This window comes from Calothrix sp. FACHB-168, from assembly GCF_963889195.1.
GTDB classification, from domain to species: Bacteria; Cyanobacteriota; Cyanobacteriia; order Cyanobacteriales; family Nostocaceae; genus Aulosira; species Aulosira anomala_A.
Genome location: NZ_CAWPNJ010000022.1, coordinates 21,763 through 45,653, shown reverse-complemented (window position 1 = coordinate 45,653; position 23,891 = coordinate 21,763). Strand labels below are relative to the sequence as shown.

The window sequence follows — 23,891 nt, the reverse complement described above, 5'->3', positions numbered from 1 at the left end:
AATAATTTTACTGGTGCCGTGCCCCTACAGCGTGGTCTATTTACCTGAAAATTGCTGTAAAAAAAGAATGCATCTGATTGTAGGGGTATGGCAATGCCATGCCCTCTAGAATATATTAGTGTGCCGCAAACACTATTATTTCTAAATTTTGAATTGGGATTCAGCTATGGGAATTGATGAAATACTTAAAGCTCATCGCGAAGAGATTTTACAAATTGCTGCTAAATACGGGGCTTATAATGTGCGAGTTTTTGGTTCAGTGGCTAGAAAAGAAGCAACACCAGATAGTGATGTGGATTTTTTAATAGAACTTGAACCACAACGAACCTTATTAGATCAAATTGCGTTGATGCAATCCTTAGAAGAATTGCTGAAGCGTAAAGTTGATCTAACTGAACCTGACAATTTACATGAGTTGATTAGAGAGAAAGTGTTACGGGAAGCCGTGGTTTTATGAGAGACGATCGCTTGTACTTGAGCAATATTAAAGAATGCATTGAACGCATCGAATTTTATACTTGTGATGGTAAAGAAGCATTTTTGCAAACAATAATAATTCAAGATGCAGTAATTAGGAATTTTGAAATTATTGGAGAAGCTACAAAGCGTTTATCTCCAGAAATTAGAGCCGCTAATCCAGATGTACCTTGGCAGCAAATAGCTGGTTTTAGAGATGTGCTCATTCATGATTATTTAAAGGTAAATTTAAATCGAATTTGGGGTGTGATAGAGCAAAATTTGCCTCAACTCAAAACAACTGTTGAAGCTATTTTGCCAGACTTATGAATTATCAAATAAAAAAGCTATTTTCATCTGTTAGCCTTTACATTTTATCCCTCATCAGTGGGGTATTAATGGGGCTGACGGTAGCCCCTTTTGGTGCATGGTTCCTCGCATGGATAGCCCTCGCGCCCCTGTGGGTATTAATTGTCCAACATAACCAAGAATTAGCAGGTAAAAGGCGAAAATTTCTCCTTTTACCTTTATTTTGGGGTATCGGCTATCACGGATTAGCTTTATTCTGGATTACTGGTATACACCCAATGGATTGGCTAGGCGTTCCTTGGTTAGCGAGTTTAGCAATTACCAGTTTTTGTTTGACATTTGTTACCCTTTGGGGTGCCGCAATAGTAGTTACTTGGGCTGCTTTAATGGTGCGTTTTGCCACACAGAAGCCGCTTTTACGAGTGCTAATTGGTACAGCTATTTGGTGCGCCTTAGAAGGAATTTGGAGTGCAGGCGCTTTGTGGTGGAGTTCCCTTTCATACACCCAAAGCCCGTATAATTTAGTAATTTTACACCTCGGTCAACTCGCCGGGCCGAGTACCATCACCGCCGCCATCGTCGCCTTTAATGGCTTAATAGCCGAAACCTGGATTAAATACAAAACCTCCTCCGCGTCCTCTGCGCCTCTGCGGTTCATTAATTCATATCTTTTCTTAGCAGCAGGACTATTCATCACCCTACACCTAATCGGTTTTAGCTTATACAACATTCCCCTCAGCAAAAACCCAGAACAAGCCTTAAAAATCGGCATCGTGCAAGGTAACATTCCCAACATTATTAAACTTAAACCAGAAGGATTACAAAGAGCGATCGCAGGTTACACCAATGGATATTTAACTCTAGCAGATTCGCGAGTCGATGCCGTCCTCACCCCAGAGGGAGCCTTACCATTTTTCCAGCGCGACTTAAGCCGAACCCCCATCATCGCCGCTATCAAAGAAAAAGGCGTAGTTGCTTGGATTGGCGCATTTGGGGAACGAGGACGCAGTTACACCAATAGCTTATTTACCTACACAGCTAAAGGTGAAGCCTTGAGCCGCTACGACAAAACCAAACTAGTACCCCTGGGCGAATATATCCCCTTTGAGGCAATTTTAGGACAAATTATTCAACGCCTATCACCCCTAGACGAACATCAAGTACCCGGTTCGCCAAATCAAGTATTTGATACCCCATTTGGGCGGGTAATTGCTGGCATTTGTTACGATTCAGCCTTTTCTTATCTCTTCCGCCAACAAGCCGCCGCCGGGGGACAATTTATTCTCAGTTCCTCCAACGATGCCCATTATACAGCCGCCATGCCCTACCAACACCATGCACAGGATATCATGCGGGCGATAGAAACCGATAGATGGTCAGTAAGGGCGACAAATACCGGATATTCAGGTTTTATCGACCCTCACGGTAGAACTTTGTGGATATCTGAATATAATACTTATCAAATTCACGCCGAAACCATATATCCCAGACAGACACAAACCTTATATGTGCGTTGGGGAGATTGGTTAACACCCTTGTTATTGGTTTTGAGTTTATTGGGCTGGCTAGGGGTTAGGGGTTAGGGGCTAGCAATGCAAAATATATAAGGTGTTGAGGCGTTGGGTTTCGTTCCTCAACCCAACCTACATTTTCATATTAATTTTGAATTTTGAATTGGTATGAGGGATTATGTTCAGAGAGTGATGGCGATCGCAATTTGGAACAATAAAATCAAAGGGTGAACCAAACTACAGGGATTGTAATTCATGGAAGACTTTCCACAACGGAAGCTGCTATCTGCCCTCAGTCATGGAGCGATATTTTTTAGCTCTACAATTGTTTCTATTGGCATACCCATCGCCATTTTATTGATTAGCAACGACCCAATTGTCAAAGATAATGCCAGAGAATCGCTAAATTTTCACATCAACCTTTATATTTACGGAATTATCTTTGGCTTGCTAGTTCTCGTCGGCATTGGCATTTTTTTATTAGCTGGTTTATGGGTAGTCAGTATAATTATGCCAATTATTGCCATAGTTCAAATTTTAGGCGATCGCAATCTCTCCTACCGCTACCCCTTTATCTTCCGCCTCATATAACAAAAAACACCCCCCTATCCCCCTGCCTCCTCACCTCCACTCCCCCTGCAACGTAAACGCCGCCCATTCATAGGGACTGCGCCCCTCTTGCCATAACTTCAACTGCGCTGCACGTAACGCCTCAGCAGGCTTTTTATTTTGCTGTAACATCTGCTTGTAAAACTCCTGCATTAAGATTGACGTACCCTCATCGCTAACTTGCCACAGCGATACCGCTACCCTTGCCGCACCTGCATACATTAAGCCCCGTGTCAAGCCTACCAATCCCTCACCATTAATATTTTTACCTAATCCAGTTTCGCAAGCACTCAAGACAATTAACTCTGCGGGGTAATCTTGGTTAAATAAATCTGCTAACCGCAAGTAACCGCTAATGGCTTTACCTTGTTGATTAACTAAAGACAGTACAATTCCTGATAATGCTGGTTGGTCTTGATTGACAAAGCCGTGAGTAGCAAAATGTAAAATACGGAATTGATTTAAAGCTTTACTCGTTGCCCAATTGTAGTTAGCATCAAAATTTAAAGCTTCTAAACTGCTTCCTGTGGGAATGAGTTTTAAAATTTCCTTGGCTTCTGTGGCGGTATTGACGAGCCTTTGCCAACCATTGCGGTTTAAACTTCTGGCGGAACGTTCTAAGGCGGAACGTTCGAGTTCTAATTCTAAACTTGATTGAGATTTGTCTGATTTTGTTGATTTTGTTGATGTGGCTTTTAATCGCGGATCGTCAACGCTGTATACTGGGTCAGCGAGGATAGCTAAAGCTTTAGATGCAGGTTGACGGTTAGCGAGTTGTTGACGTTGAAAGGCTATGCTTGATGCTGAAGGTAGACTAACAATTTCATGGTTAGCTAATAGGGGTTGATAATTCCAATTTTGTTGTTCAATTGAGTAACAGGGACGAAAAATACTCCGATTAGAACAGTCATTATCTTTTGGTGTTTCTGTTGCAGGTTTTGGCGTTGTGGAATTTTGGGCAGCATTTAAATCAGCCAACGCCGCAAAGGGAATATATTGTAAAGCACCATCAGCGACAATTACTAAGCGTTTTTTACCGAGTTTATCTTTTACAGGTGAGAGAATTAATTGCGTGAGTTCTTGAGCGGCGATATTAATTTGCTGAGTTTTGAGATTAGCGCAAGGATTTTCTTTATCTGTTGCAGAAGGGGGTTTAGAGCGGTTATCGCTAATTAAACAAAATAAATTGATGGCGCTTTTTTCGATATCTTGTTGTTTAGGAAGTTCGTAAGTATCGAGAGAATTTGAACTTACCACCCACAAAAAGCTGCGTTCTTCTCCTAAGGAATATTGTAAAAGTAAGGTGTCTTGATCTAGTTGTTGTTGAATTTGCGGTAATTTGAGAATATCTTTGTCTGGATCTGGGTTTTTTAATTTCGCGTATGCTGGGTTAGAAGTACTAATTTTTGCTTGAATTTCTTGGTATTGGTTGAGGAGATTTTCTATTTCTGTAGTGAGTTTGGCAATTGCGGTTTTGGTGATGGGATCGTTTTTATTGGTTGAACTTTGTAAATTTATGCGCAGGGTATCTTTAGCATCAATTTGCTGACGTAAATCTTGTTCTTGTGCTAATAATTCTGGGTTTGCGCCTTTGATAATTTTGGCGTTGGCTTCGTTTAATAATTCGATGAGGCTGCGGGCGCGGGAGCGTTCGCTGTAATGTAGGGCTAATGCATCGTATCCTTGTGATGGGGATTTTTTGTGCAGTTCCATCAGCAAATCGATGTGGAATTTGTAATAATTTTGCTTGGTGGCGAAGTAGGATGTACGAAGGTCTTTGCTGTTGATTTTGGTGCGTAAGTCTTCGATAATTTTGATAGCTGCTTCTACATTGGTGCGAGATGCTTGGAGATTTCCGCGACTCCGTTCTAAATAGGCGAGGTTATAAAGTGTAGTAGCTTCCGCGCTCCTGTCGCCCACCGCCCGATATAGTGGGAGTGCATTGTTGAAATATTCCAATGCCTTCTGCTTTTCCCCTAAATCGGAGTAAACTAAGCCGATATTATTCAGGGTTCTAGCTTCCCCAGCCCTGTCGCCCACCGCCTGCCTCAGTGGGAGTGCATTGTTGTAATATTCCAATGCTTTCTGGTTTTCCCCTAAAGCGTTGTAAACTAGCCCGATATTATTCAAGGTAGTAGCAACGCCTGCCCTGTCACCCACCGCCCGATATAGTGGGAGTGCATTGTTGAAATATTCCAATGCTTTCTGGTTTTCCCCTAAAACGGAGTAAACTCGCCCAATATTATTCAAGGTAGTAGCTTCTCCACCCCTGTTGCCCACCGCCCGAAATAGTGGCAGTGCATTGTTGTAAAATTCCAAAGCCTTCTGCTTTTCCCCTAAAGCGGAGTAAACTCGCCCGATATCATTCAAGGTAGTAGCTTCCCCACCCCTGTCGCCCACCGCCCGCCTCAGTGGAAGTGCATTGTTGTAAGATTCCAATGCTTTCTGGTTTTCCCCTAAATTGGAGTAAACTCCCCCGATATTATTCAAGGTAGTAGCTTCTCCACCCCTGTTGCCCACCGCCCGATACACTGGGAGTGCATTATTGTAAAATTCCAATGCTTTCTGGTTTTCGCCTAAAGCGTCGTAAACTCCCCCAATATTATTCAAGGTAGTAGCTTCCCCACCCCTGTCGCCCACTACCCGCTTCAGTGGGAGTGCATTATTGTAAAATTCCAATGCTTTCTGGTTTTCCCCTAAAGCGGTGTAAACTTGCCCGATATTATTCAAGGCAGTAGCCTCTCCACCCCTGTCGCCCACCGCCTGCCACAGTAGTAGTGCATTATTGTAAAATTCCAATGCTTTGTGCTTTTCCCCTAAATCGGCGTAAACTCCCCCAATATTATTCAAGGTAGTAGCTTCCCCACCCCTGTCGCCCACCGCCCGCCTCAGTGGAAGTGCATTGTTGTAAGATTCCAATGCTTTCTGGTTTTCCCCTAAATCGGCGTAAACTTTTCCGATATTATTCAAGGTAGTAGCTTCCCCACCCCTGTCGCCCACCGCCCGAATCAGTGGTAGTACGTTGTTGTAATATTCTAATGCTTTGTGCTTTTCCCCTAAATCGTCGTAAACTTTGCCGATACTAACCAGTGTAAGAGCTTCCCATGCTTTATCCCCGGCTTTACGCCACAATATCAGCGCTTCTTGCCATTTTTCTCTTGCCTGTCGCAGTGATTCTGCTGTACCTTGTTGGTAAAGCGCAAACCCTTCTTCAGTTGCTTTCATCGCTGCGGCACGGGTTGCATCTTGTGTTGTGGTTGGCTGCTGGGCAATTTGCGTCAGTTTAAATGTGGCGTTTGCTCCCACAGACTCGGATAATAAAACCACACTCAGCAAGCAGGTTAAAGTGTAAAGCCTATGCATAATTCGTAATTCGTAATTCGTAATTCGTAATTTGTAATTTGTAGGGGCGGGTTTATTTGGATCATCGTTAATCAGCAGGGATATATGTAAACCCGCCCCTACCGTATTTGTAATTGGGAGGTAGACAAGTTATCCAGGCGTTTGGGTGTGAATCTGTGTCTGGATTGGGGATAATTGGGATTATTAAGTTATTTTCAGAATATATACTGAGCTAATGGGATTTAGTTTAAAGCTTGGGTGAATATTGGCTGAGGCTGGTTTCAGTTTTGGCAACAAATGCAAAATATATTGTCTGCTCATGGGTGTTTTTCCTCGCTTTTTTCATATATATCTTTGGTGGGCGAGTACTTATGTAATTTTTGCGTTGTGATGGGGACTTACAAAAAATAAATTACCCAAATTCCGTAGTGCGAGCAGCGTTCGACTGAGCGCTCACGCCGAAGTCTTGCTCGCTTTTGAACACCAGCGAGCGAGACGTTTGTCCTTCGGACACGCTACGCGAACGCACTACAAATTGATTGGGTATTTAAAAAATTGGATGTCCCATGCTAGATATAGGGTATTTCGCGTCAATTATGGATGTAGGGGCATGGCAATGCCATGCCCCCCGCGTCTACCCAATTTCAAGCAATAATTAGGCAATTTTCGCGTTGTGATACCAGATACAGGGTATTTCGTGTCAATTATGTATGTGATGGAATGATATTGTTTGCGGATGCGATGTTGACGACAAGTCTACCCAATTTCAGGGAATAATTAGGCAATTTTTGCGTTGTGATGCCAAATATAGGGTATTTCGCGGCAATTATGGATGCGGGCGGGGGGCATGGCATTGCCATGCCCCTACAATTGTATTGTCGGGTGGTGGGATGATATTGTTTGCGGATGCGATGTTGACGACAAATCTACCCAATTTCAGGGAATAATTAGGCAATTTTCGCGTTGTGATGCCAAATACAGGGTATTTCGCGGCAATTATGGATGTAGGGGCATGGCAATGCCATGCCCCCCGCGTCTACCCAATTTCAGGCAATTATTAGTCAATTTTCGCGTTGTGATGCCAGATACAGGGTATTTCGAGGCAATATGTATGTGATGGGATGATATTGTTTGCGGATGCGATGTTTACGACAAGTCTACGCAATTTCAGGTAAGAATTAGGCAATTTCAGGGAATAATTCGTCAATTTTCGCGTTGTGGTGCCAGATATAGGGTATTGCGCGTTCATTATGGATGCGGGCGGGGGGCATGGCATTGCCATGCCCCTACAATTGTGTTGTTAGGCGATGGGATGGATTGATTTTCTAGGCGATCGCCTTTTCACACGATACGAAATGATAATTTATACCAAATTGTCGGGATGCGTTCACCCGGCTCTAACGATTACCTACCCAATCTAAACAAAGCTGACGGAAATGCTCGCCGCGTACTTCAAAGTTAGGATATTGGTCAAAACTAGCACAAGCAGGAGAGAGCAAAACTACCGAAGCTTGATATTTCTGCGCTAATTCTGCCGATTTGGGGACGGCATTTTCCATCGTTTCGACAATTTCGTAATTATCATAACCCACCTCTTGCAACCTTTGAGCAAAGGCTGGGGCGGCGTTACCAATTAATAGCACGGCGGCGGCTTGGGCTTGAATTTTGGCTAACCAGCCTGTATCATCGCCGGCTTTGGCTTCGCCACCGGCAATCAAAATTGCCGGACTTTGCACAGATGCTAAACCAACTTCGGCGGCGTCGTAGTTGGTGGCTTTGCTATCGTTGATAAAATCAATTCCTTCCCAAGTGCAGATATGTTCTAAGCGATGGGGAACGCCGGGAAATTCACTCACGGCGCGAGAAATTGCTTCAATTTCGATTTCTCCTAACCGCGCAGCTGCAACAGCCATGAGGAGATTTTGCTGGTTATGTTCTCCTACCATGCGCAAGGCGGAGACTTCAACAATTGCTTGGGGTGTGGCGGTGGCGGTTAATTTCTCGAATACCCAGCCATCTTGTATATAAAAGCCTTTATCGCCTATAAGGTGTTCTTTACCTTTAACGCTTGTCCAATAGGCATCAGGCCATTGACTTAAGCCGACTTTGTTTAAGTAGGCATCATCACCATTAAATACTTGCAATTGGGAATTGTGCAAGAGTTTGGCTTTGATGTTGTAGTAATTTTCTAAAGTTTTGTGACGGCTGAGGTGATCTGGGGTGAATGTTGTCCAGACGCCAATGCGGGGCGCTAGGGTAATGGAAGATTCGATTTGATAACTGCTGATTTCGCCAATTACCCAATCTGGTAATTGTTCCGCCAAAGCTACTTCACAGGCTGCGTAGCCAATGTTACCGCAGGCGGGAGCGTCTAAGCCAGCAGATTGAAAAATGGCGGCGATTAAAGCTGTGGTGGTAGTTTTACCATTTGTACCAGTAATACCTACCCAAGGTTTAGTTTGCAAATATCGCCAAGCCAGTTCCATTTCCCCGATAGTTTCAATACTTAATTCTCTGGCTTTGATTAATACCGGAATATCCCAGGGAACACCAGGACTAACAACTATTAATTGCGGTAAATCGACATCATTTAATTCTAGGGAATGCCCTAGTTTTACTGTGATGTTTTCTGTAGCAAGTTCTTGTTGTTGTTTAAGGAGGGTTTCGGAGGTGTTGCGATCGTTTAGCTCCACCTCCCAGCCTTCCCTTTGCAACAATCTCGCCGCAGCAATCCCGGATTTTCCTAATCCAATGATAGAGGCTCTAGGCATAGATTGTGTATAGCACCGTTCCCTGGTTAAGCATTAATAATGGTAGCGTTTCTGAGCAAAAATTACACCTAGTTTTTGTTGATTTGGGCTACAAATTTTTGACGATCGCACCAAAGTCAGCTAAAACACGGGCGTGATTGCGCAGCAGTCCTAACAAATTTAACCGGTTGCGCTTAATTGCTGGATCGGAATCCATAACTAAAACACTATCTGCACCATCAAAAAAGCTACTCACAGTAGGAGCAATTTCGCCTAAGGCTGTGACTAACAGTTGATAATTGCGCGATCGCGCGGCGGCTTGTGTTTGCGGCACTAATTCGACTAAGGCTTTGTAAAAAGCTGCTTCGGAAGACTTTTGGAAGAGTTCCTCACGGACTAAGGTTGTGGGGTCTAATTGTTGTGTATCTAAATCTCCTTGCGCCGCTAAACGTGTGGAACGGTTAACAGTTTCATAGATGGTATCTAAAGTACCATCACGACGAATTTGTTGCAGGTATAAAGCGCGATCGCGGACATCTAATAAATCCTGTAGTGCCCGTTCGGTATATTCGGGGTCATTCTCGCCTAAAACTGCATTGACTAAATCGTAATCAATCTGTTTTTCTTCTTGCAATAAGGTACGGATACGCTGTAAGAAAAATTCTCGCAGATTGGCGATTAATTGGGTTTTATCTTTGTCATACTTAGCAACAAAATCTGCGGTGATTTGCTCTAGTAAATCAGCTAAATTTATGCCTAAATTTGCCGACCAGGTAATATTAATTACCGCATTTGCTGCCCGCCGTAAAGCAAAGGGATCGGAGGAACCGCTAGGAATTAAACCTAAGCCAAAAATACTGACTAAAGTATCTAATCTATCGGCTAAACCGACAATTTGCCCGGTAAGAGTTGCAGGTAAAATATCATCGGCTCCCCTGGGTAAATAATGCTCAAAAATCGCTTTGGCAACTTCTGGCGTTTCTCCACTAGCTAAAGCATACTTTTCGCCTATTACTCCCTGTAATTCGGGGAATTCATAGACCATTTGGGTTACTAGGTCAGCTTTACAGAGTAAGGCGGCTCTTTGGATATGTTGGCTTTGATTTTCTGGTAATTGTAGCTGGCTGGCGATTTGGGCGGCGATTTTAACGATGCGTTCTACCTTCAGCCGCAAGGAACCTAAATCTTCTTGAAAAGTGACTTTTTCTAACTGTGGTAAAAAGCTTTCTAAGGGCTTGGCTAAATCAGTTTTGTAGAAAAATTGCCCATCAGCTAGTCTGGCTCTGATTACCCTTTCATTACCTATCGCAATAATATCGGCTTTACTGGGATCGCCGTTAGAAATTGTGATGAAATTAGGTAATAATGCTTGATGCTTTTCATCCTGGAAAACCGGGAAATAACGCTGGTGACTGACCATGACAGTGGTAATCACCTCAGTAGGTAAGTTCAAAAATTCAGCTTCAAAATTACCCACAACTGTTGAGGGATACTCGACTAAATTTGTAACTTCCGCTAATAAATCCGGGTAAATTTCCGTAGTTCCACTTAAATTAGCAGCTGATACCTGCACTTGTTCTTGAATTGTTTTCGCGCGTTCCTCGGCATTAACTACAACAGAAGCCAAGCGAAGCGTGGTAACATAATCTGTAGCTTGGGAAATTGTGACCGTTTCCGGATGCAAAACGCGATGACCGCGAGAAATGCGATCGCTCTTCACCACCTTAGAAGCATTTACCAACTCAATCGGCAATACCGCCGCATCCAACAAAGCCACCAGCCAGCGAATCGGGCGCGAAAATCTTACATCCCCATCACCCCAGCGCATTAATCGCTTACCTTCTAACCCCAAAATCCATTGAGGAACCAGTTCTGTTAATATTTCCGCTACCGGTCGTCCGGGAATACTTTTGTTAACAAAGACAAAATCCCCTTTATCTGTCGGGCGAATTTGCAGCGCGGCGATTTCCACACCTTGCTTCTTCGCAAAACCCAAAGCGGCGGGTGTAGGTTGTCCATCTTTAAAAGCAGCTTGGGCGGGAGGGCCTTTAATTTCCTCTTCCCTGTCTGGTTGCTGGGAAGGTAAACCCTTGATTAATACCGCCAATCGCCGGGGAGTACCGTAAACTTCCACAGCATCGCTAGTTAAACTATTTATAACCAAACTTTGCGGAATTAGCGATCGCCATTGTGCCAACGCCCCACCGAGAAAACCTGCGGGTAGTTCTTCTGTACCAACTTCTAATAAAAAATTCGCCATAGGACAACTTTGGTAAAACAGCCAGTTTCAACAGTTTACAGAAAGTCGGCGGGAAAACCCACTGTTTTCAGGGTGGGGAACAATTGTAGAGACGCGATTCATCGCGTCTTTGCTTTGCCCCATGCCCCATGCCCAATGCCCAATGCCCCATGCCCAATGCCCCATTTTGTGATATTTTGCGATCGCATCCGCATTTTTTAGCTCGCAAGTTGGATTCTATATACAGTTGTTGTGAGGGCTAGTAAAATGCCTACCGATTATATTTTGTTTGTGCATGGGGTAAAAGTTTACGATCAAAAGGTATTTGAAGGATTATGTCAGCTTCTAGTAAAGGGCATTCAGGAGTCAATTACCGATAAATCGCGGACGATTAAGCCAATTTTCTTTTTCTGGGGAGATTTAAATTTACCCGCACAACAGGAATTAGTCACCAGAATCGAAGCTTCTTCAAAGTGGAATGAATTTTGGTTTAGAGATTTTCGTACAGAACAAATACTAGAATTTGTCGGAGATGCAGCACTTTACTTAAGTCGCCATGTAGGTACCCAGGTAGTGCAAAGGTTTCAACAGCAAGCTTTTAGCCAACTGACAAATGTGCAAACAAGCGATCGCTTACATCTCATTACCCATAGTTGGGGTACAGTTATCTTATTTGACATTCTCTTCGCTCGCCGTTGGGAAGATCCCATTTTAGATGAGTCGGTGCGTAACAGCGTCAAAGCATTGCGTAACATTCTTTTTGGAATAGATCCCAATCCTCAAAGCGGAATTCCCATCGCTAGTATTCACACACTGGGTTCGCCATTAGCATTATTTAGTCTGCTGAATATTAGCGGTAACGTTAACGGCGTTAGTACTCACGATCTCACACCCGAACTCAGCACCCTGTTAGCCAATTTACATAACTTGCGACAAAAACCCCTAGCTTGGTGTAACTTTGCGCACCCCGGCGATCCCATTGCTTACCCCTTAGAAGGACTCAAGCCGATGCTTTTAGCCAGCAGCAAGGACTATGTAGACATCCAAGATGTCATCACCGATAAAGGCAATATATTTAATATGCCTTTTAGACAGAGATTATTACCATTATTCTGGGGTGGTGAAGCACATGGTAGCTATTGGAAGAATCCCTTAGTTAGTCAAACCATTAGCGAAGTCATTCGCAGCACAGTTTAAATTTAATCCTGTGCTTACACCCCACATCTGTCCTAGGGAACACCGACAATCTTTTGGTACATACAATAATATTACTGGTGCCGTGCCCCTACAGCGTGGTCTAGGGACATCCAATTTTTTTAATACCCAATAAATTTGTAGTGCGAGCATCTTGCTCACTTTTGAACACCAGCGAGCAAGACTTCGGCGTGAGCGCTCAGTCGAACGCTGCTCGCACTACGAAATATGGGTAATACCATTTTGGATTTTAGATTTTAGATTTTGGATTGTGGAACATCTATTGGATAAGCGTTTCAGATTTCCATCTGTCGCAATCATTTTTCAAACTGGTATAATTTATTGTTTGTAAGGGACTTCCAAGAAATAAATTATCCAATCTTGTGGGGTGGGCAGCGTTCGACTGAGCGCTCGCGCCGAAGTCTTGCCCGCCTTTGACTATGGGCGGGCGAGACGCCCACCCCACAATAAATAGTTGTATATTTTTTTATTTGCAAGTCCCTAAGTCCCCTATTTACCTGAAAATATAGCTGTAGCTAGATAGATTAGGACATCAACCTAAGATAAAACCCTGACAATAAAAGGCTTTTAAGTCTGTCAACAGTCAACAGTCAACTGTCAACTGTCAACAGCTATAGCTGTAATTTGACACCAATGACGCCCATCCCAGAAAAGCGCTTCGGCGCATGGCAATGCCAGTGCCCCTACAGTCAACGATAATTTGTACCTCAGCAACTGGCAATTTGCTATATATTTAATTACGCCGATCTACTTATCTGAAATTAAAATTTCAATTAAATCTAAATAAAATTTTCTTTAAGTTATTAAGTAACGTCAATCACAGTCTTTATATAACATATATTTTATTAATTAATAAAGTCTGCATCTAATACTTTAGGAAAATGCTTTGATTAAGAACATCATAGCTTTTATAGCTAGTTTAGTTTTTAGTATTGCAGCAAAAATCCTGCTGGAAAAATTAGTTAAAGCACATCATTTACCTACATTTCAGACTTTAAGTATAGCTATTTTCAGTAGTTATATTTTGATGATGCTGAGTATCTTACAAAATATTCTGGTTAAATCTAAACAAGGTAAATAATAACCAGAAAAAATGTGACACATTGTAGGGGTCAATCAATTTTTGATTTTGGATTTTGGATTTTAGATTGACCCCATGCACGCCACTTGACGCCAGTCGCCTCAAGTCGGGAAACCCGCCCACAGCGCTGGCTCCTTTAATCCGGGAAACCCGTCCACCGCAGTGGCTTATGAATGCAGGGGCTTCAATTAAAATTTTTTGATTTTGGATTTTAGATTTATTCCACGAATAAATTCGGGGGCTACCCTGCGGGAACGCTACGCGAACAGACCAGTTTAGATTTTAAATTTTGAATCTTCAATCCAAAATTTAAAATCTAAAATCTAAAATTCGCTGAGGCAATGCCTTGCCCTCTAGAATATAATAAAAATGTCACCCCAGAATTGATTGGAGTGACTTCAAGCCCTAAGATGATGTATTACACACAAGATTATTATCAGGTAAATACTCAGAATTTCTCTCTATCAAAAGAGAGTTAGTTTTTATCATAGTATCTACCGTAAGTCATACAGCTTAGACAATTACTCCGCAGATGTATCTGTTTGGTTTGTTTCTATACGTGATTTTTTGCGATCGGATCTGCGCGTTCCCCCAGCCATCCCGTACTCATTGCTATTTTTGCCATAGACAGAGGCAATACTCAGCAGCATTTTCTCAGAATAAATGTTGATATCGCGTTCTGCTTCCAATAATGCATTCAGCGTGATATCAACCATTGCTCTGGCTTGATTGTATGCCGTTAACTTGTCTCGCAAATCAAGAATTTTTGTGTTGTAATTAATAACTGACAAACCTTTACCCAAGTCTAAGTGAGAATCGATCAATTGCATTCCTTCTATCCGTCGTTCAGCTTTGATGAGTGCAGGGGAGTTACGCTTGCGCTGCGCCATACAATTGTCCTATTTGAATAGATTGAACCCTGATTGTGTTTTATACTGAGTTCTTTTGACACTCTTACCATAATCAAAAATTAGATACACTAGCCACAGTAAACATACACAAGTTTTTAGGCATGGATAGCAGTAAAACCTATAAAATGGGGTAGTTTTGCGGAAATGAGTTTTTAAATGCCGTGATATGAGTTGTTAAGTTAAAATCTGAGTCAAAAAGTTACTTTGCCAGTCGTTAGAGTTAAAATCTGAGTCAAAAAGTTACTTTGCCAGTCGTTAGAGTTAAAATCTGAGTCAAAAAGTTACTTTGCCAGTTGTCAGAGTTAAAATCTGAGTCAGAAACTTACTTTGCCAGTCGTAATAGTTAAAATCTGAGTCAGAAACTTACTTTGCCAGTCGTAATAGTTAAAATTTGAGTCAGAAACTTACTTTGCCAGTCGTAATGCACATTTCCGTCCAGTGTCTCCTCGATCTATGAACCCATTCAGAGCATATTAGTAAGGTAATATCTGCTGTATGCTTGCGTATAAATATAGTATAATATTTATCATTTTCTAAGTATTTTTGCTATTTAGAGACAGCTTTTTTAAATTTTCCGTGGCTGTGAACAAACCTAGCAAGCTAGTCTATGGGAAAAAAATAAAGCGCAGTAATATGGCTATTAATTAATCTAGTGAATATCAATAGTTATTGTTTCCTTGCTCATGGGTTATTTTACTTCTAATTGTGCTGTCTAACCTGCTTAAATTCTCTACTCTCGGTTGTGAAACATATTAATCCGGCTCAAGACATAGCTATATTTTTCAACACTTTTCTTGGGTAAATATATAGCTGTAGCCAGATAGATTAGGACATCAAACTAAGATAAAACCCTGACAATAAAAGGCTTTTAAGTCTGTCAACAGTCAACAGTCAACTGTCAACAGCTATATAGCTAAAATCTCAAATTTTTCCAATAAGTGTGTAAGCAAATATCAGGAGATTTATTAATAAATAAAATAAGTGTATCTGACATTGTTGTAATTTGTTCAAGCTGTAAATATTGGATGGTTATTCATCAGATTTTTATAAAATGCTAAATAGCAATTCAAACTTTTCCAGCGTTCAGGTAATCAGAAATAAAATTTTTGGACTCAATGGACAAGAATTTATTACCCAAGGACTCTATGGTTTCACTTGGAATGAAATACGCGATATTTATTTAGATAATGGAAGTTATAATGCTATTAAATATGTTTTTAATGGCTTAAACAATGATAATAAACTAGGTTCTACACAGGATAAGGAAAAAATAGACCAGAAAATTACAAATATTTATACGATTCAAAATGCGGTAGTCATGTTTGAAACAGGCGATCGCATGATGGGGTATGAGAACAATAGCAAGAATATTGGGGCTAAGTTAGGTCAAAGCCGCAATCAGGATTCCAGAATACCAAGGGAATATAGATCTAATCTTACCAGAATTGATATTAACCAAACAAATATCAATCCCATCTTACCACCCTTAAAATTTGCTAACTTTAAAACAATTGGTAATAGAATTTATGACCCTAATGGAGAAGAATTTATTGCCAAAGGTATCAATTCCTTTACATGGGATCGGAGCTATGATACTTATTTAAAAAGTTGGGGATTTAATACTATCAGAGTTCCTAATTATTTATTAGGTAGTTATAATCAACCCCACCCAGCAAAAGATAATTATCAAACAAACCACAAAATTGTTGATGTCTATACAAGTCAAGGTGCGGTAGTCATTTTTGACGCTCACGATCGCATCGGTGGATATTACGAAGGCGATCAATGGGAAATTCTCAAAGACTATTGGCGCGCAATGGCGAGAGAATTTAAAGATAATCCTTATGTTTGGTTTAACTTACATAACGAACCCGGAAATAGCAAGGCTCAACCGGAAAAATGGGTAAATTATCATCGTCAATTAGTTGATATTATCCGAGGCGAAGGTGCTAAGAATGTAATTGTCATTGATGGAGAAGCTTGGGGACAAGATTATCACACCCGGACAATTGCTAACGCTGCTCAAAATATTATGGCAGGTAACGAAAATATTGTCTTTTCTATCCATGTTTACGATCAGTGGGTAAATAAAGATATTGGCGCTTATTTCGATCAACTCCAGGCGCAAGATATTCCCATGATAGTGGGTGAATATGGCTCGGAAAATATCGGCAAAAGTGTTATTCAAGCTAGTTCTAATATGATGGTAGCAGCTCAGTCACGGGAAATTGGCAGAATTGCTTGGGTAGGAATTGCTAATGATAATAATGATTTGACCTATGGAAAAGGTGGTCATGCTTATTATTTTAATGGTACTAACACAGAAATTTTGACCGAGTTAGGTAATTTAGCTTGGCAAGATTTGCAGCGCACTGAGGATTTAGGTTATGCAGATCATAACTTTTGGACGCGCTTTACCAGTCCCGACAAAGCTTCTCTAGCAGATCAACAAGGTGCTTTTGGCATTGTGATCACTAACGTTTCTGGTAATAAAAATTTCGCCAATCAATCCAAATCTAGCATCTTTATTTCGGGTGATATTGGTAACAATAAATTCCAAACAGGAGATAAAGACGATGTATTAATTGGTGGAGAAGGTGCTGACAGACTTTCTGCTCAAAATGGTAATGATTTACTAGTAGGTGGTAAAGGTGATGATGACTTAACAGGCGGTTCTGGGAATGATGTTTTTTATATTGATGGTAAAGATGGCGGTAAAGATGTAATTACAGACTTTAACCCAGAAAATGATGCGCTTTATATCAATAATATTCTGCAAGTTGCCCAAGCTTGGACTAAAGCTGGATTAGACAAAACTAACCGTTATGGACATTTGGGTGCGTTGCGCGTGACAAATTTAGAAGATTTAGCTGATTTAAGCAAGTTGCTAAATCGCATGGGAGGGAATTTTGGAGCTTACACTACTAAAAATCAAAATCAACTAGTTTTAGATTTAGGCGAAACTATAGTGCAGCTAAATGGTTTAGGCGATAAGGTGAAAATAATGCCAACACCATGAATAAATAGGTTGGCGCAGTGAAAGAACCTTAGATGTAGAAAGAATTGGCTGATTTAAATTTTGGGTTTCATTTAAGAGAATTGGTTTTATTATGGCAGCGCAATTAAAGATAGCTGCTCACGGCTATGATTTGTCGTTGGTAAGAATTACAAAGCTATTTAATTTGATTTCAATCTATAGGCTAGTGCTACCCATTCATTTTGTCGCTCACAATCGACATATTCAAATCCTAAATCTGTGAAGGCTACAGCTAAATCTTCCTCATAATCATCGGTAAAACCAGCTAAAATTACTAATCCATCATTGATATTAGTTGTACATAGCGCTTTTTGATAATCAGCAGCTAAAGCAATATGAAATCTACCGGGAATATTGGCAACGATTAAGTTAAATTGATTTGTCGCGGTAACTGTAGGTACATTATTAATAGAATCTCCCCCTAACCAATGTCCTAAGTCGCTACCACATCCTAAACTACCTTCGGTGACGGTGACTTGTTGCTCTACATTATTGCGTAATACAGCGTCTTGAGTTGCTTTAACAGCGATGGTGTCATTATCTAACGCTAAAACATTTGCCCCCAATTTAGCGATCGCAACACTTAAAATCCCAGAACCCGAACCTAAATCCAGAACCTGCATCCCTGGGGTAACATAACGTTCAAGTAATTTGAGGCTCAATATCGTTGCTGGATGTAAACCACTACCAAAAGCCAAGCTTGGTTTAAGTCTTAAAGTAATTTCCTCACATTTACAGGTATAATTTATATCAGCAGACACAACAACAAACCTTTCCCCAATCCGATGTATCAACGAACTCGCAATTTCTGTATCTGCTGGTTTATCTTCTACCACAGCCATCTGCAAATGAGTAGCCATTCCCGTGCGCTGTAATGGCGAGAGTAATTGCGCGATTTCTGCGCCTAGGATATCTGCATAAACATCATTGGGTAAGTATAAACTGATAGTAAATACCCAGTCTGGTGCAATTTCCTCACTCTCAACTTCTGTATACGTTTTAATATGAACGTCGCTAGTAAAATTATTTTTAGCCAGTAGGGTACATACCCAATCAACCGCCTCATTTGTGGTATCGAGGCTTAATTCCATCCATGACATAATTTAGTTCCTAGTCATTATGTTAGAGACGCGATGAATCGCGTCTGTACAAGAAAGATAATTGTCATTTGTAGATATTATCCTCCTTGTCTCCCATGCCTAATGCCCACTCGCCCTGAGCGAAGCCGAAGGGATACCCAATGCCCAATGCCCATTTTTAATCACTCACGCGCAAGCCCATAATTACTAAATCGCGTTCAACACCATCAAGTTCAGCGATATTGGGTAAATGTCCCCAAGGTCGAAAGCCGAAATTGGTAAATAATTTTAAACTGGGGTGATTATGGGCAAAAATAAAGCTAATTAAAGTTTTTAAACCTAAATTAGGGCTTTGTTCAATAGCTTGTGTTAGGAGTTTTCGCCCTAAACCGCATTTTTGAAAGTCTGGCTGAATGTAAATGCTAATTTCCGCAGTCTTATTGTAAGCTGGTCGCCCGTAAAAAGATTGAAAACTCAGCCATCCGGCAATTATACCGTTTTCTTCTACCACCCAGAGCGGTCTATGAGAAGGCGATCGCCCCCGAAACCAATTCAGGCGACTTTCTACCGATACCGGCTCTAAATCAGCGCTGGCCATGCGGCTAGGAATTGCAGCATTGTAAATTGCTACAATAGTAGGTAAATCATCTTCATTTGCATGGCGGATAGTCATTGCTGCCGGGTTTAGGGGAATTTTTCTAAAAATAATTAAAAATCATACAGCCTTCGAGCCAGTAATTCTATAGGTTAGGTTAGAAATAGTTATGTTGCTGATATCAGGTTAGCAACAAGCGATCGCTATCATCTAACTCTTGCCAAAGCAACAACTATCGGCTGTTTCCTCTTTTCTCATCTACAGCCTATAAATTTACCGTTACTTTCACTACAATTTTTTCCCCCTGAAACTGTATTCAATTTTACTCTTTATTATCTAGTAAACAACTCATAGATATACCTCCTTTGATTATTCATCCATTAAAATTATCAACCCATAAAATCACCTACTTATACCAAAACCCTCCAAAAATATAGAACCCAAAAAACTCTGCGTACCTTTGCGCTAACCTTAGCGTACCTTTGCGTTAAATAAAAAAATCTACAACCTCACAAACAAATAGTCTTCAACATATTCCTTCCCCCATTTCCAGCTAAAGATAGAGGGTTAAAACTTTATCCATAGCTAGAATATGCGTAATTAGAAATATCTAAAACTTAAATTAAAATGTCTATAAATTCTCCCCTAAAGGATACGGAAATCACCAAAAAAAATCCGCATAATCTAGAATTTGAAATTACACTTTTTATAGCCAGACTTAAAAATGGTGTTTGGCTAGCGGGAATTCCCTCATGGCTTTTTGGCATCACAGATAGAAGCTTCGCCGCTTTTGCTGATGGTTATATCTCTGCTTTAGAAGTATTCCAATTATTTACAGCTTCATTCTTCTTTGTGAGTTGGCTGTATTTAAGACCAGAAACGGATTTACAGAATATTGATGGATACCTTTGCCCGACTCAAAATAATCGCTTTGAGTTAAAAAAGCGGCACATGATCAGTCAAGAATATATTTTGCCAGTGCCTTATTTGTGCCAAATTTATCATTTATTGAACTTAAAGCATTTAGAAACTATCCACAAGTTTAGTCTGAACAATTTAAGAGTAATTAATATTAGCTCATTCCAGAAGACAGATGGCGGTGGTACAATCAAGTTTCAAACAGTATTAGACTCTCCATTAAACGCTTTAAGAATTTGGCGACAGCCAATAGTTGAGGTAGATTTAATTTTACATACGCCCTATACCATTGAACTAAGTATTCCCGTCTATAATGGTAAAAGAATCACCGTGATGTTTTATGCATTACCTCTATCTCAGCGAGAGCATCATCTATTTATAGAAATCTACAGCGATTTAGACTGGCCAAAACCAATACTACAAGTTTTATTGCATTTTGCTTCCTGTTTAACTTTATTTGAAGACTTACCTTATTTACGTAATCTCTACGAAAAAAATATTGAGCGTTTATTTCATCTGAGTTTAGCTTCTAATCATCAAACCATGTTGCTGTTTAAAAGATTTGTTGAATTATATGGTTCCAGCACAAAAACACCCAAATTATTGGAAGGAAGCAAGTGATAATTCGTAATTCGTAATACCCTTCGGGAAGCCGCTACTCTTCGAGAACGCTCCGCGAACGCGTCTACGTAATTCGTAATTTGTCACGAGTACAGATAATCGTTGATTGTAGGGGTATGGCTGTGCCCATACGTGTCAACTTAAGCAACAGATGGCTGATTGCAAGGCTAACCTACTCGCCTTGGAATGAATTCCAAGGGCCAAAAGCAAAGTTTACTAAAGTAAACTGGGGATAAGTGATAATTTTTAGTTAGCTTTAGCTTACTTTTGCTATTAGACTCAGAATTCATTCTGAGGCGGGCTATGGGTTTCGCGTTAAGTAGACACAGGTGAGTAGTGCCATACCCCGAAGCGCGTACCTCATTTACCGGAAATATGCTATCTGTAGGGTTAGCAATGCCAACTGTACTAATTTTTAGAGATGTGGTTTAGAGTTCAAAAAGCTCGATAAGCTGATCTCAATCTTCGTATCGACTAATTGATTACCAACTGCTAGGCGATTACCTGTCAGCCAAATCTGTTGAGGTTGGAATTGATAGATTCTGCGGGGGGAATCATGTAAATAATCTGCCACAGTGCGATTAAGTTGCTTATTTGCTCGCTTTTCTAGCAATTTCATCGTTTTTTCGATATCATCTGCATTTATCTCAGCCGCAGCACCAGACAAATATACACCTTCTGCCGAACCTTGAGCCACGCTGGAATTAAAAATAGCGATCGCAACTCGCCCAGAATTATGATAAATATTTTGTGAATGCTGGGAGACAATAGCCGAACTCCAGTATATATACCAGTGTTCATCATAAGCAAAAAATACAGGTGATGCCCAAGGTTCACCTGCTGGAGAACAAGTAGATAAAGTGCAATATATGTTATTAATAATCAAATTTTGCGCTTTGGCGATGATTTCTGGTTTTTCCGAGTCTATTGTATTTATCCATCCGTTAGTAGCGCTTGCAACCTGCATAAAAATCTTTTTCCCCTCCAAATAATTAATTTATCGCTAATTAGTTGCTCAAATACAATTATTGTGTAATATAGTTATTTTCTCTGACTTATTTTTTTTATTTTGCGTTGTTTAGATCCCCGACTTCTGGTAGAAGTCGGGGATCTGAATGATAAACTTAAACTAAAAAAATACTTTTATGCATCAATTATCTGCTAAAGATTGGCTGTTAATTAAACAACGACTAACTCCTTATTTATTTTTGCTACCAGCTTTAATAATTTTAGGTTTAACAGTATTTTGGCCTGCATTGCAAGCCTTTTATCTCAGTTTTACCAGTTATGAAGATATTGCTCAACCGCCACAATGGATAGGGATAAATAATTTTTTTAAGTTGTGGCGAGATAAAGTTTTTTGGCAAACTTTGACTAATACTTTTATTTATCTGGTTGGTGTAGTGCCAATTTTAGTAATTGCGCCTTTAGGGTTAGCAATTTTAGTCAACCAAAAACTCAGAGGAATGACTTGGTTTAGAGCAGCTTACTATACCCCAGTAGTAATTTCAATGGTAGTTGCCGGAATTGCTTGGAAATGGTTGTATGCAGAAAAGGGATTACTGAATCAGTTGTTACAAGGTTTAGGGATTGTGGCTGAAGGGATTCCTTGGTTAACTGATAATAATCCACCGATGAAAATTTTTGGTATTGTACCAATTTCTTTAGCCAGTGTCATGGCTGTGACTGTCTGGAAAGGTTTAGGCTACTACATGGTAATTTACTTAGCAGGATTACAATCAATTCCTGCTGATGTGTATGAAGCCGCAGCAATTGATGGTTCAGATGGTATTCGCAAACATTGGGATATTACTGTACCTTTAATGAAGCCTTATCTGGCTTTAGTGGCGGTAATTTCGGCGATTTCCGCTACCAAAGTGTTTGAAGAAGTATATATTATGACCCAAGGCGGGCCGCTAAATCGCTCAAAAACAATTGTTTATTATTTATATGAGCAAGCATTTAGTAATTTGGAAATTAGTTATGCTTGTACAATTGGATTAGTATTATTTTTAATAATTTTGGGATTGTCAGTTTTGCGATTAGTAATTAATCGGCAAGGTGGCGACAATATCACAGTTTAATCATTCCGGTTGTGGTAAATTAAGTAAATTATGCTTGACATTTTGCTGCAATTATTCTTGAGAATGGTTATTTGGAAATAGATAAGCGATCGCCGCACAACCAGAAGCAGTTAATAGGCTGACCAAAAATGCAGCTAATATGAAGGTAGACATATTCGATGATGAGTTGGTTGTAGTTGTATAGCAATTACCTAAATTTTCACTATCCTTGACGCTCAATCGCAGTCACAGAGACAGTAAAAAATCTGATGATTGGGAGTAATATGTCTCATCAATCTCAGCACAATAGAGGTAAAAGCTGATTTTTACTTGCACCAAAATAAGAGTTTAGTCTCTCACTATCCATGATTTAAAAACTAGGGTTTCTAAATCTTAAACTAGCAATTTGATATGACATCATCATGACTACCTTGTGTCAATATATTGTATGCGCAGCAATTTGCTTAATCGTTTGACTAATAAGTTTGTATATGATGCTACATTGCAACTTGTATAGAATCAAAATAATGGATATTTATGGTGATATTGTTTATTTTAAGTTAAAACAGCCAATTCTGCCAACATATAAGTTTATTTTCTCGATTTATACCCGATTAATCTAGCTATTCTCTCTCCCCTAGTCCCTATTTTCCAGCTAGAAACCTGCGGGAAACAGAAGACAAATTTTCGTCTTTATAAATCTTGGTCAAAAACCTAACACTTGCATTGATTTTTCTAGCACCTCTTTGGGGCGGAATGGTTTAGTCAGATATAAATCGGCACCTACATCAATACCTTTTTGCTTATCAAACTCCTGCCCTTTGGCTGTTAACATCACGATATAAATATCAGTCATTTGCAAATCATGTTTCACAGTATGACAAACTTCCAAACCATTCATTTTCGGCATCATCACATCAAGAAAAACTAAATTTGGTTTTTCAGTTTTAATTTTTTCTAACGCTTCTTCCCCATTTCTGGCGGTGAGTAGTTCAACACCCTCATCTTCTAGGGCTTCTAGGGCTTGTTCCATTAAAGTTACGATATTAGGTTCATCGTCAACAATCAAAATTTTTTGAGTCATATTATTTAGGATATTGGGCATTGGGCATTGGGCATTGGGCAATTCAATTTTGGATTTTGCGAAAAGTCGGA

Annotated in this window: 17 protein-coding genes; 9 read left to right on the top strand and 8 right to left on the bottom strand. The window is 40.3% G+C overall.

The features are described from left to right. Positions 1–166: 166 nt before the first annotated feature. The 4 genes from AACW45_RS14075 to AACW45_RS14060 all read left to right on the top strand — a co-directional run bounded on the left by AACW45_RS14075 (position 167) and on the right by AACW45_RS14060 (position 2,867). Complete coding sequence (locus tag AACW45_RS14075; protein ID WP_190633217.1) at positions 167–457, top strand: nucleotidyltransferase family protein; 291 nt, start codon at positions 167–169, stop codon at positions 455–457. Continuing rightward, positions 454–786 (top strand): HepT-like ribonuclease domain-containing protein, encoded by a 333-nt coding sequence (locus tag AACW45_RS14070; RefSeq protein WP_190633216.1) that lies wholly within the window; start codon positions 454–456, stop codon positions 784–786. The genes AACW45_RS14075 and AACW45_RS14070 overlap by 4 nt, the downstream gene beginning before the upstream one ends. Next, positions 783–2,348 (top strand): apolipoprotein N-acyltransferase, encoded by a 1,566-nt coding sequence (gene lnt, locus AACW45_RS14065; RefSeq protein WP_190633215.1) that lies wholly within the window; start codon positions 783–785, stop codon positions 2,346–2,348. Before AACW45_RS14070 ends, lnt begins: the two co-directional genes overlap by 4 nt. Before the next feature lie 183 nt (positions 2,349–2,531). Then, positions 2,532–2,867, top strand: a complete 336-nt coding sequence (locus AACW45_RS14060; RefSeq protein WP_190633214.1) for a DUF4870 domain-containing protein — start codon at positions 2,532–2,534, stop codon at positions 2,865–2,867. Between the two features lie 30 nt (positions 2,868–2,897). Here the strand turns inward: AACW45_RS14060 and AACW45_RS14055 are convergent, their stop codons facing one another. From AACW45_RS14055 to glyS, 3 genes are all read right to left on the bottom strand, one after another. Continuing rightward, positions 2,898–6,248 (bottom strand): CHAT domain-containing tetratricopeptide repeat protein, encoded by a 3,351-nt coding sequence (locus AACW45_RS14055; protein WP_190633213.1) that lies wholly within the window; start codon positions 6,246–6,248, stop codon positions 2,898–2,900. Between the two features lie 1,376 nt (positions 6,249–7,624). Next, positions 7,625–8,998 (bottom strand): UDP-N-acetylmuramoyl-L-alanine--D-glutamate ligase, encoded by a 1,374-nt coding sequence (gene murD / locus AACW45_RS14050; RefSeq protein WP_190633212.1) that lies wholly within the window; start codon positions 8,996–8,998, stop codon positions 7,625–7,627. An 88-nt stretch (positions 8,999–9,086) separates the two neighbouring features. Beyond that, a complete protein-coding gene (glyS, locus tag AACW45_RS14045; RefSeq protein ID WP_190633211.1) occupies positions 9,087–11,237 on the bottom strand; it encodes a glycine--tRNA ligase subunit beta in 2,151 nt (716 codons plus the stop codon). A gap of 246 nt (positions 11,238–11,483) precedes the next feature. On the opposite strand from glyS, the gene AACW45_RS14040 reads away from it, so the two are divergent. Then, positions 11,484–12,413, top strand: coding sequence for a hypothetical protein (locus AACW45_RS14040; RefSeq protein WP_190633210.1), 930 nt, complete (start codon positions 11,484–11,486; stop codon positions 12,411–12,413). A gap of 904 nt (positions 12,414–13,317) precedes the next feature. Continuing rightward, positions 13,318–13,512, top strand: coding sequence for a hypothetical protein (locus AACW45_RS14035; RefSeq protein WP_190633209.1), 195 nt, complete (start codon positions 13,318–13,320; stop codon positions 13,510–13,512). A 521-nt stretch (positions 13,513–14,033) separates the two neighbouring features. On the opposite strand, the gene AACW45_RS14030 is transcribed toward AACW45_RS14035, so the two are convergent. Further along, complete coding sequence (locus tag AACW45_RS14030) at positions 14,034–14,402, bottom strand: hypothetical protein (protein ID WP_190633208.1); 369 nt, start codon at positions 14,400–14,402, stop codon at positions 14,034–14,036. A gap of 1,072 nt (positions 14,403–15,474) precedes the next feature. Here AACW45_RS14030 and AACW45_RS14025 point away from each other — a divergent pair. Then, positions 15,475–17,442, top strand: coding sequence for a cellulase family glycosylhydrolase (locus AACW45_RS14025; RefSeq protein ID WP_190633207.1), 1,968 nt, complete (start codon positions 15,475–15,477; stop codon positions 17,440–17,442). Between the two features lie 158 nt (positions 17,443–17,600). On the opposite strand, the gene AACW45_RS14020 is transcribed toward AACW45_RS14025, so the two are convergent. Further along, entirely contained in the window at positions 17,601–18,560 is a 960-nt protein-coding gene (locus tag AACW45_RS14020) for a 50S ribosomal protein L11 methyltransferase (protein ID WP_190633206.1), read from the bottom strand. A gap of 157 nt (positions 18,561–18,717) precedes the next feature. After that, positions 18,718–19,212 carry a GNAT family N-acetyltransferase gene (locus AACW45_RS14015; RefSeq protein ID WP_190633205.1) on the bottom strand — a complete coding sequence of 165 codons (495 nt, stop codon included), beginning with the start codon at positions 19,210–19,212 and terminating at the stop codon, positions 18,718–18,720. 549 nt (positions 19,213–19,761) lie between these two features. Between AACW45_RS14015 and AACW45_RS14010 the strand changes: the two genes are divergently transcribed. Continuing rightward, positions 19,762–20,673 (top strand): hypothetical protein, encoded by a 912-nt coding sequence (locus AACW45_RS14010; protein WP_190633204.1) that lies wholly within the window; start codon positions 19,762–19,764, stop codon positions 20,671–20,673. Positions 20,674–21,088: 415 nt separating this feature from the next. Here the strand turns inward: AACW45_RS14010 and AACW45_RS14005 are convergent, their stop codons facing one another. Continuing rightward, positions 21,089–21,640, bottom strand: coding sequence for a pyridoxamine 5'-phosphate oxidase family protein (locus tag AACW45_RS14005; RefSeq protein ID WP_190633203.1), 552 nt, complete (start codon positions 21,638–21,640; stop codon positions 21,089–21,091). A gap of 178 nt (positions 21,641–21,818) precedes the next feature. On the opposite strand from AACW45_RS14005, the gene AACW45_RS14000 reads away from it, so the two are divergent. After that, the gene (locus AACW45_RS14000; protein WP_190633202.1) at positions 21,819–22,757 is read left to right on the top strand and encodes a carbohydrate ABC transporter permease; all 939 of its coding nucleotides are present in this window, start codon (positions 21,819–21,821) and stop codon (positions 22,755–22,757) included. Between the two features lie 685 nt (positions 22,758–23,442). Here AACW45_RS14000 and AACW45_RS13995 read toward each other — a convergent pair. Then, on the bottom strand, positions 23,443–23,820 hold the full coding sequence (locus AACW45_RS13995) for a response regulator transcription factor (protein WP_096647586.1): 378 nt from the start codon (positions 23,818–23,820) through the stop codon (positions 23,443–23,445). Between the last annotated feature and the right edge of the window lie 71 nt (positions 23,821–23,891).

What these genes read in the sequence shown, in the direction of transcription:
- AACW45_RS14075 (WP_190633217.1), top strand. Translation starts at nt 167, where the DNA reads ATGGGAATTGATGAAATACTTAAAGCTCATCGCGAAGAGATTTTACAA.
- AACW45_RS14070 (WP_190633216.1), top strand. Translation starts at nt 454, where the DNA reads ATGAGAGACGATCGCTTGTACTTGAGCAATATTAAAGAATGCATTGAA.
- lnt (WP_190633215.1), top strand. Translation starts at nt 783, where the DNA reads ATGAATTATCAAATAAAAAAGCTATTTTCATCTGTTAGCCTTTACATT.
- AACW45_RS14060 (WP_190633214.1), top strand. Translation starts at nt 2,532, where the DNA reads ATGGAAGACTTTCCACAACGGAAGCTGCTATCTGCCCTCAGTCATGGA.
- AACW45_RS14055 (WP_190633213.1), bottom strand. Translation starts at nt 6,248, where the DNA reads ATGCATAGGCTTTACACTTTAACCTGCTTGCTGAGTGTGGTTTTATTA.
- murD (WP_190633212.1), bottom strand. Translation starts at nt 8,998, where the DNA reads ATGCCTAGAGCCTCTATCATTGGATTAGGAAAATCCGGGATTGCTGCG.
- glyS (WP_190633211.1), bottom strand. Translation starts at nt 11,237, where the DNA reads ATGGCGAATTTTTTATTAGAAGTTGGTACAGAAGAACTACCCGCAGGT.
- AACW45_RS14040 (WP_190633210.1), top strand. Translation starts at nt 11,484, where the DNA reads ATGCCTACCGATTATATTTTGTTTGTGCATGGGGTAAAAGTTTACGAT.
- AACW45_RS14030 (WP_190633208.1), bottom strand. Translation starts at nt 14,402, where the DNA reads ATGGCGCAGCGCAAGCGTAACTCCCCTGCACTCATCAAAGCTGAACGA.
- AACW45_RS14025 (WP_190633207.1), top strand. Translation starts at nt 15,475, where the DNA reads ATGCTAAATAGCAATTCAAACTTTTCCAGCGTTCAGGTAATCAGAAAT.
- AACW45_RS14020 (WP_190633206.1), bottom strand. Translation starts at nt 18,560, where the DNA reads ATGTCATGGATGGAATTAAGCCTCGATACCACAAATGAGGCGGTTGAT.
- AACW45_RS14015 (WP_190633205.1), bottom strand. Translation starts at nt 19,212, where the DNA reads ATGACTATCCGCCATGCAAATGAAGATGATTTACCTACTATTGTAGCA.
- AACW45_RS14010 (WP_190633204.1), top strand. Translation starts at nt 19,762, where the DNA reads ATGTCTATAAATTCTCCCCTAAAGGATACGGAAATCACCAAAAAAAAT.
- AACW45_RS14005 (WP_190633203.1), bottom strand. Translation starts at nt 21,640, where the DNA reads ATGCAGGTTGCAAGCGCTACTAACGGATGGATAAATACAATAGACTCG.
- AACW45_RS14000 (WP_190633202.1), top strand. Translation starts at nt 21,819, where the DNA reads ATGCATCAATTATCTGCTAAAGATTGGCTGTTAATTAAACAACGACTA.
- AACW45_RS13995 (WP_096647586.1), bottom strand. Translation starts at nt 23,820, where the DNA reads ATGACTCAAAAAATTTTGATTGTTGACGATGAACCTAATATCGTAACT.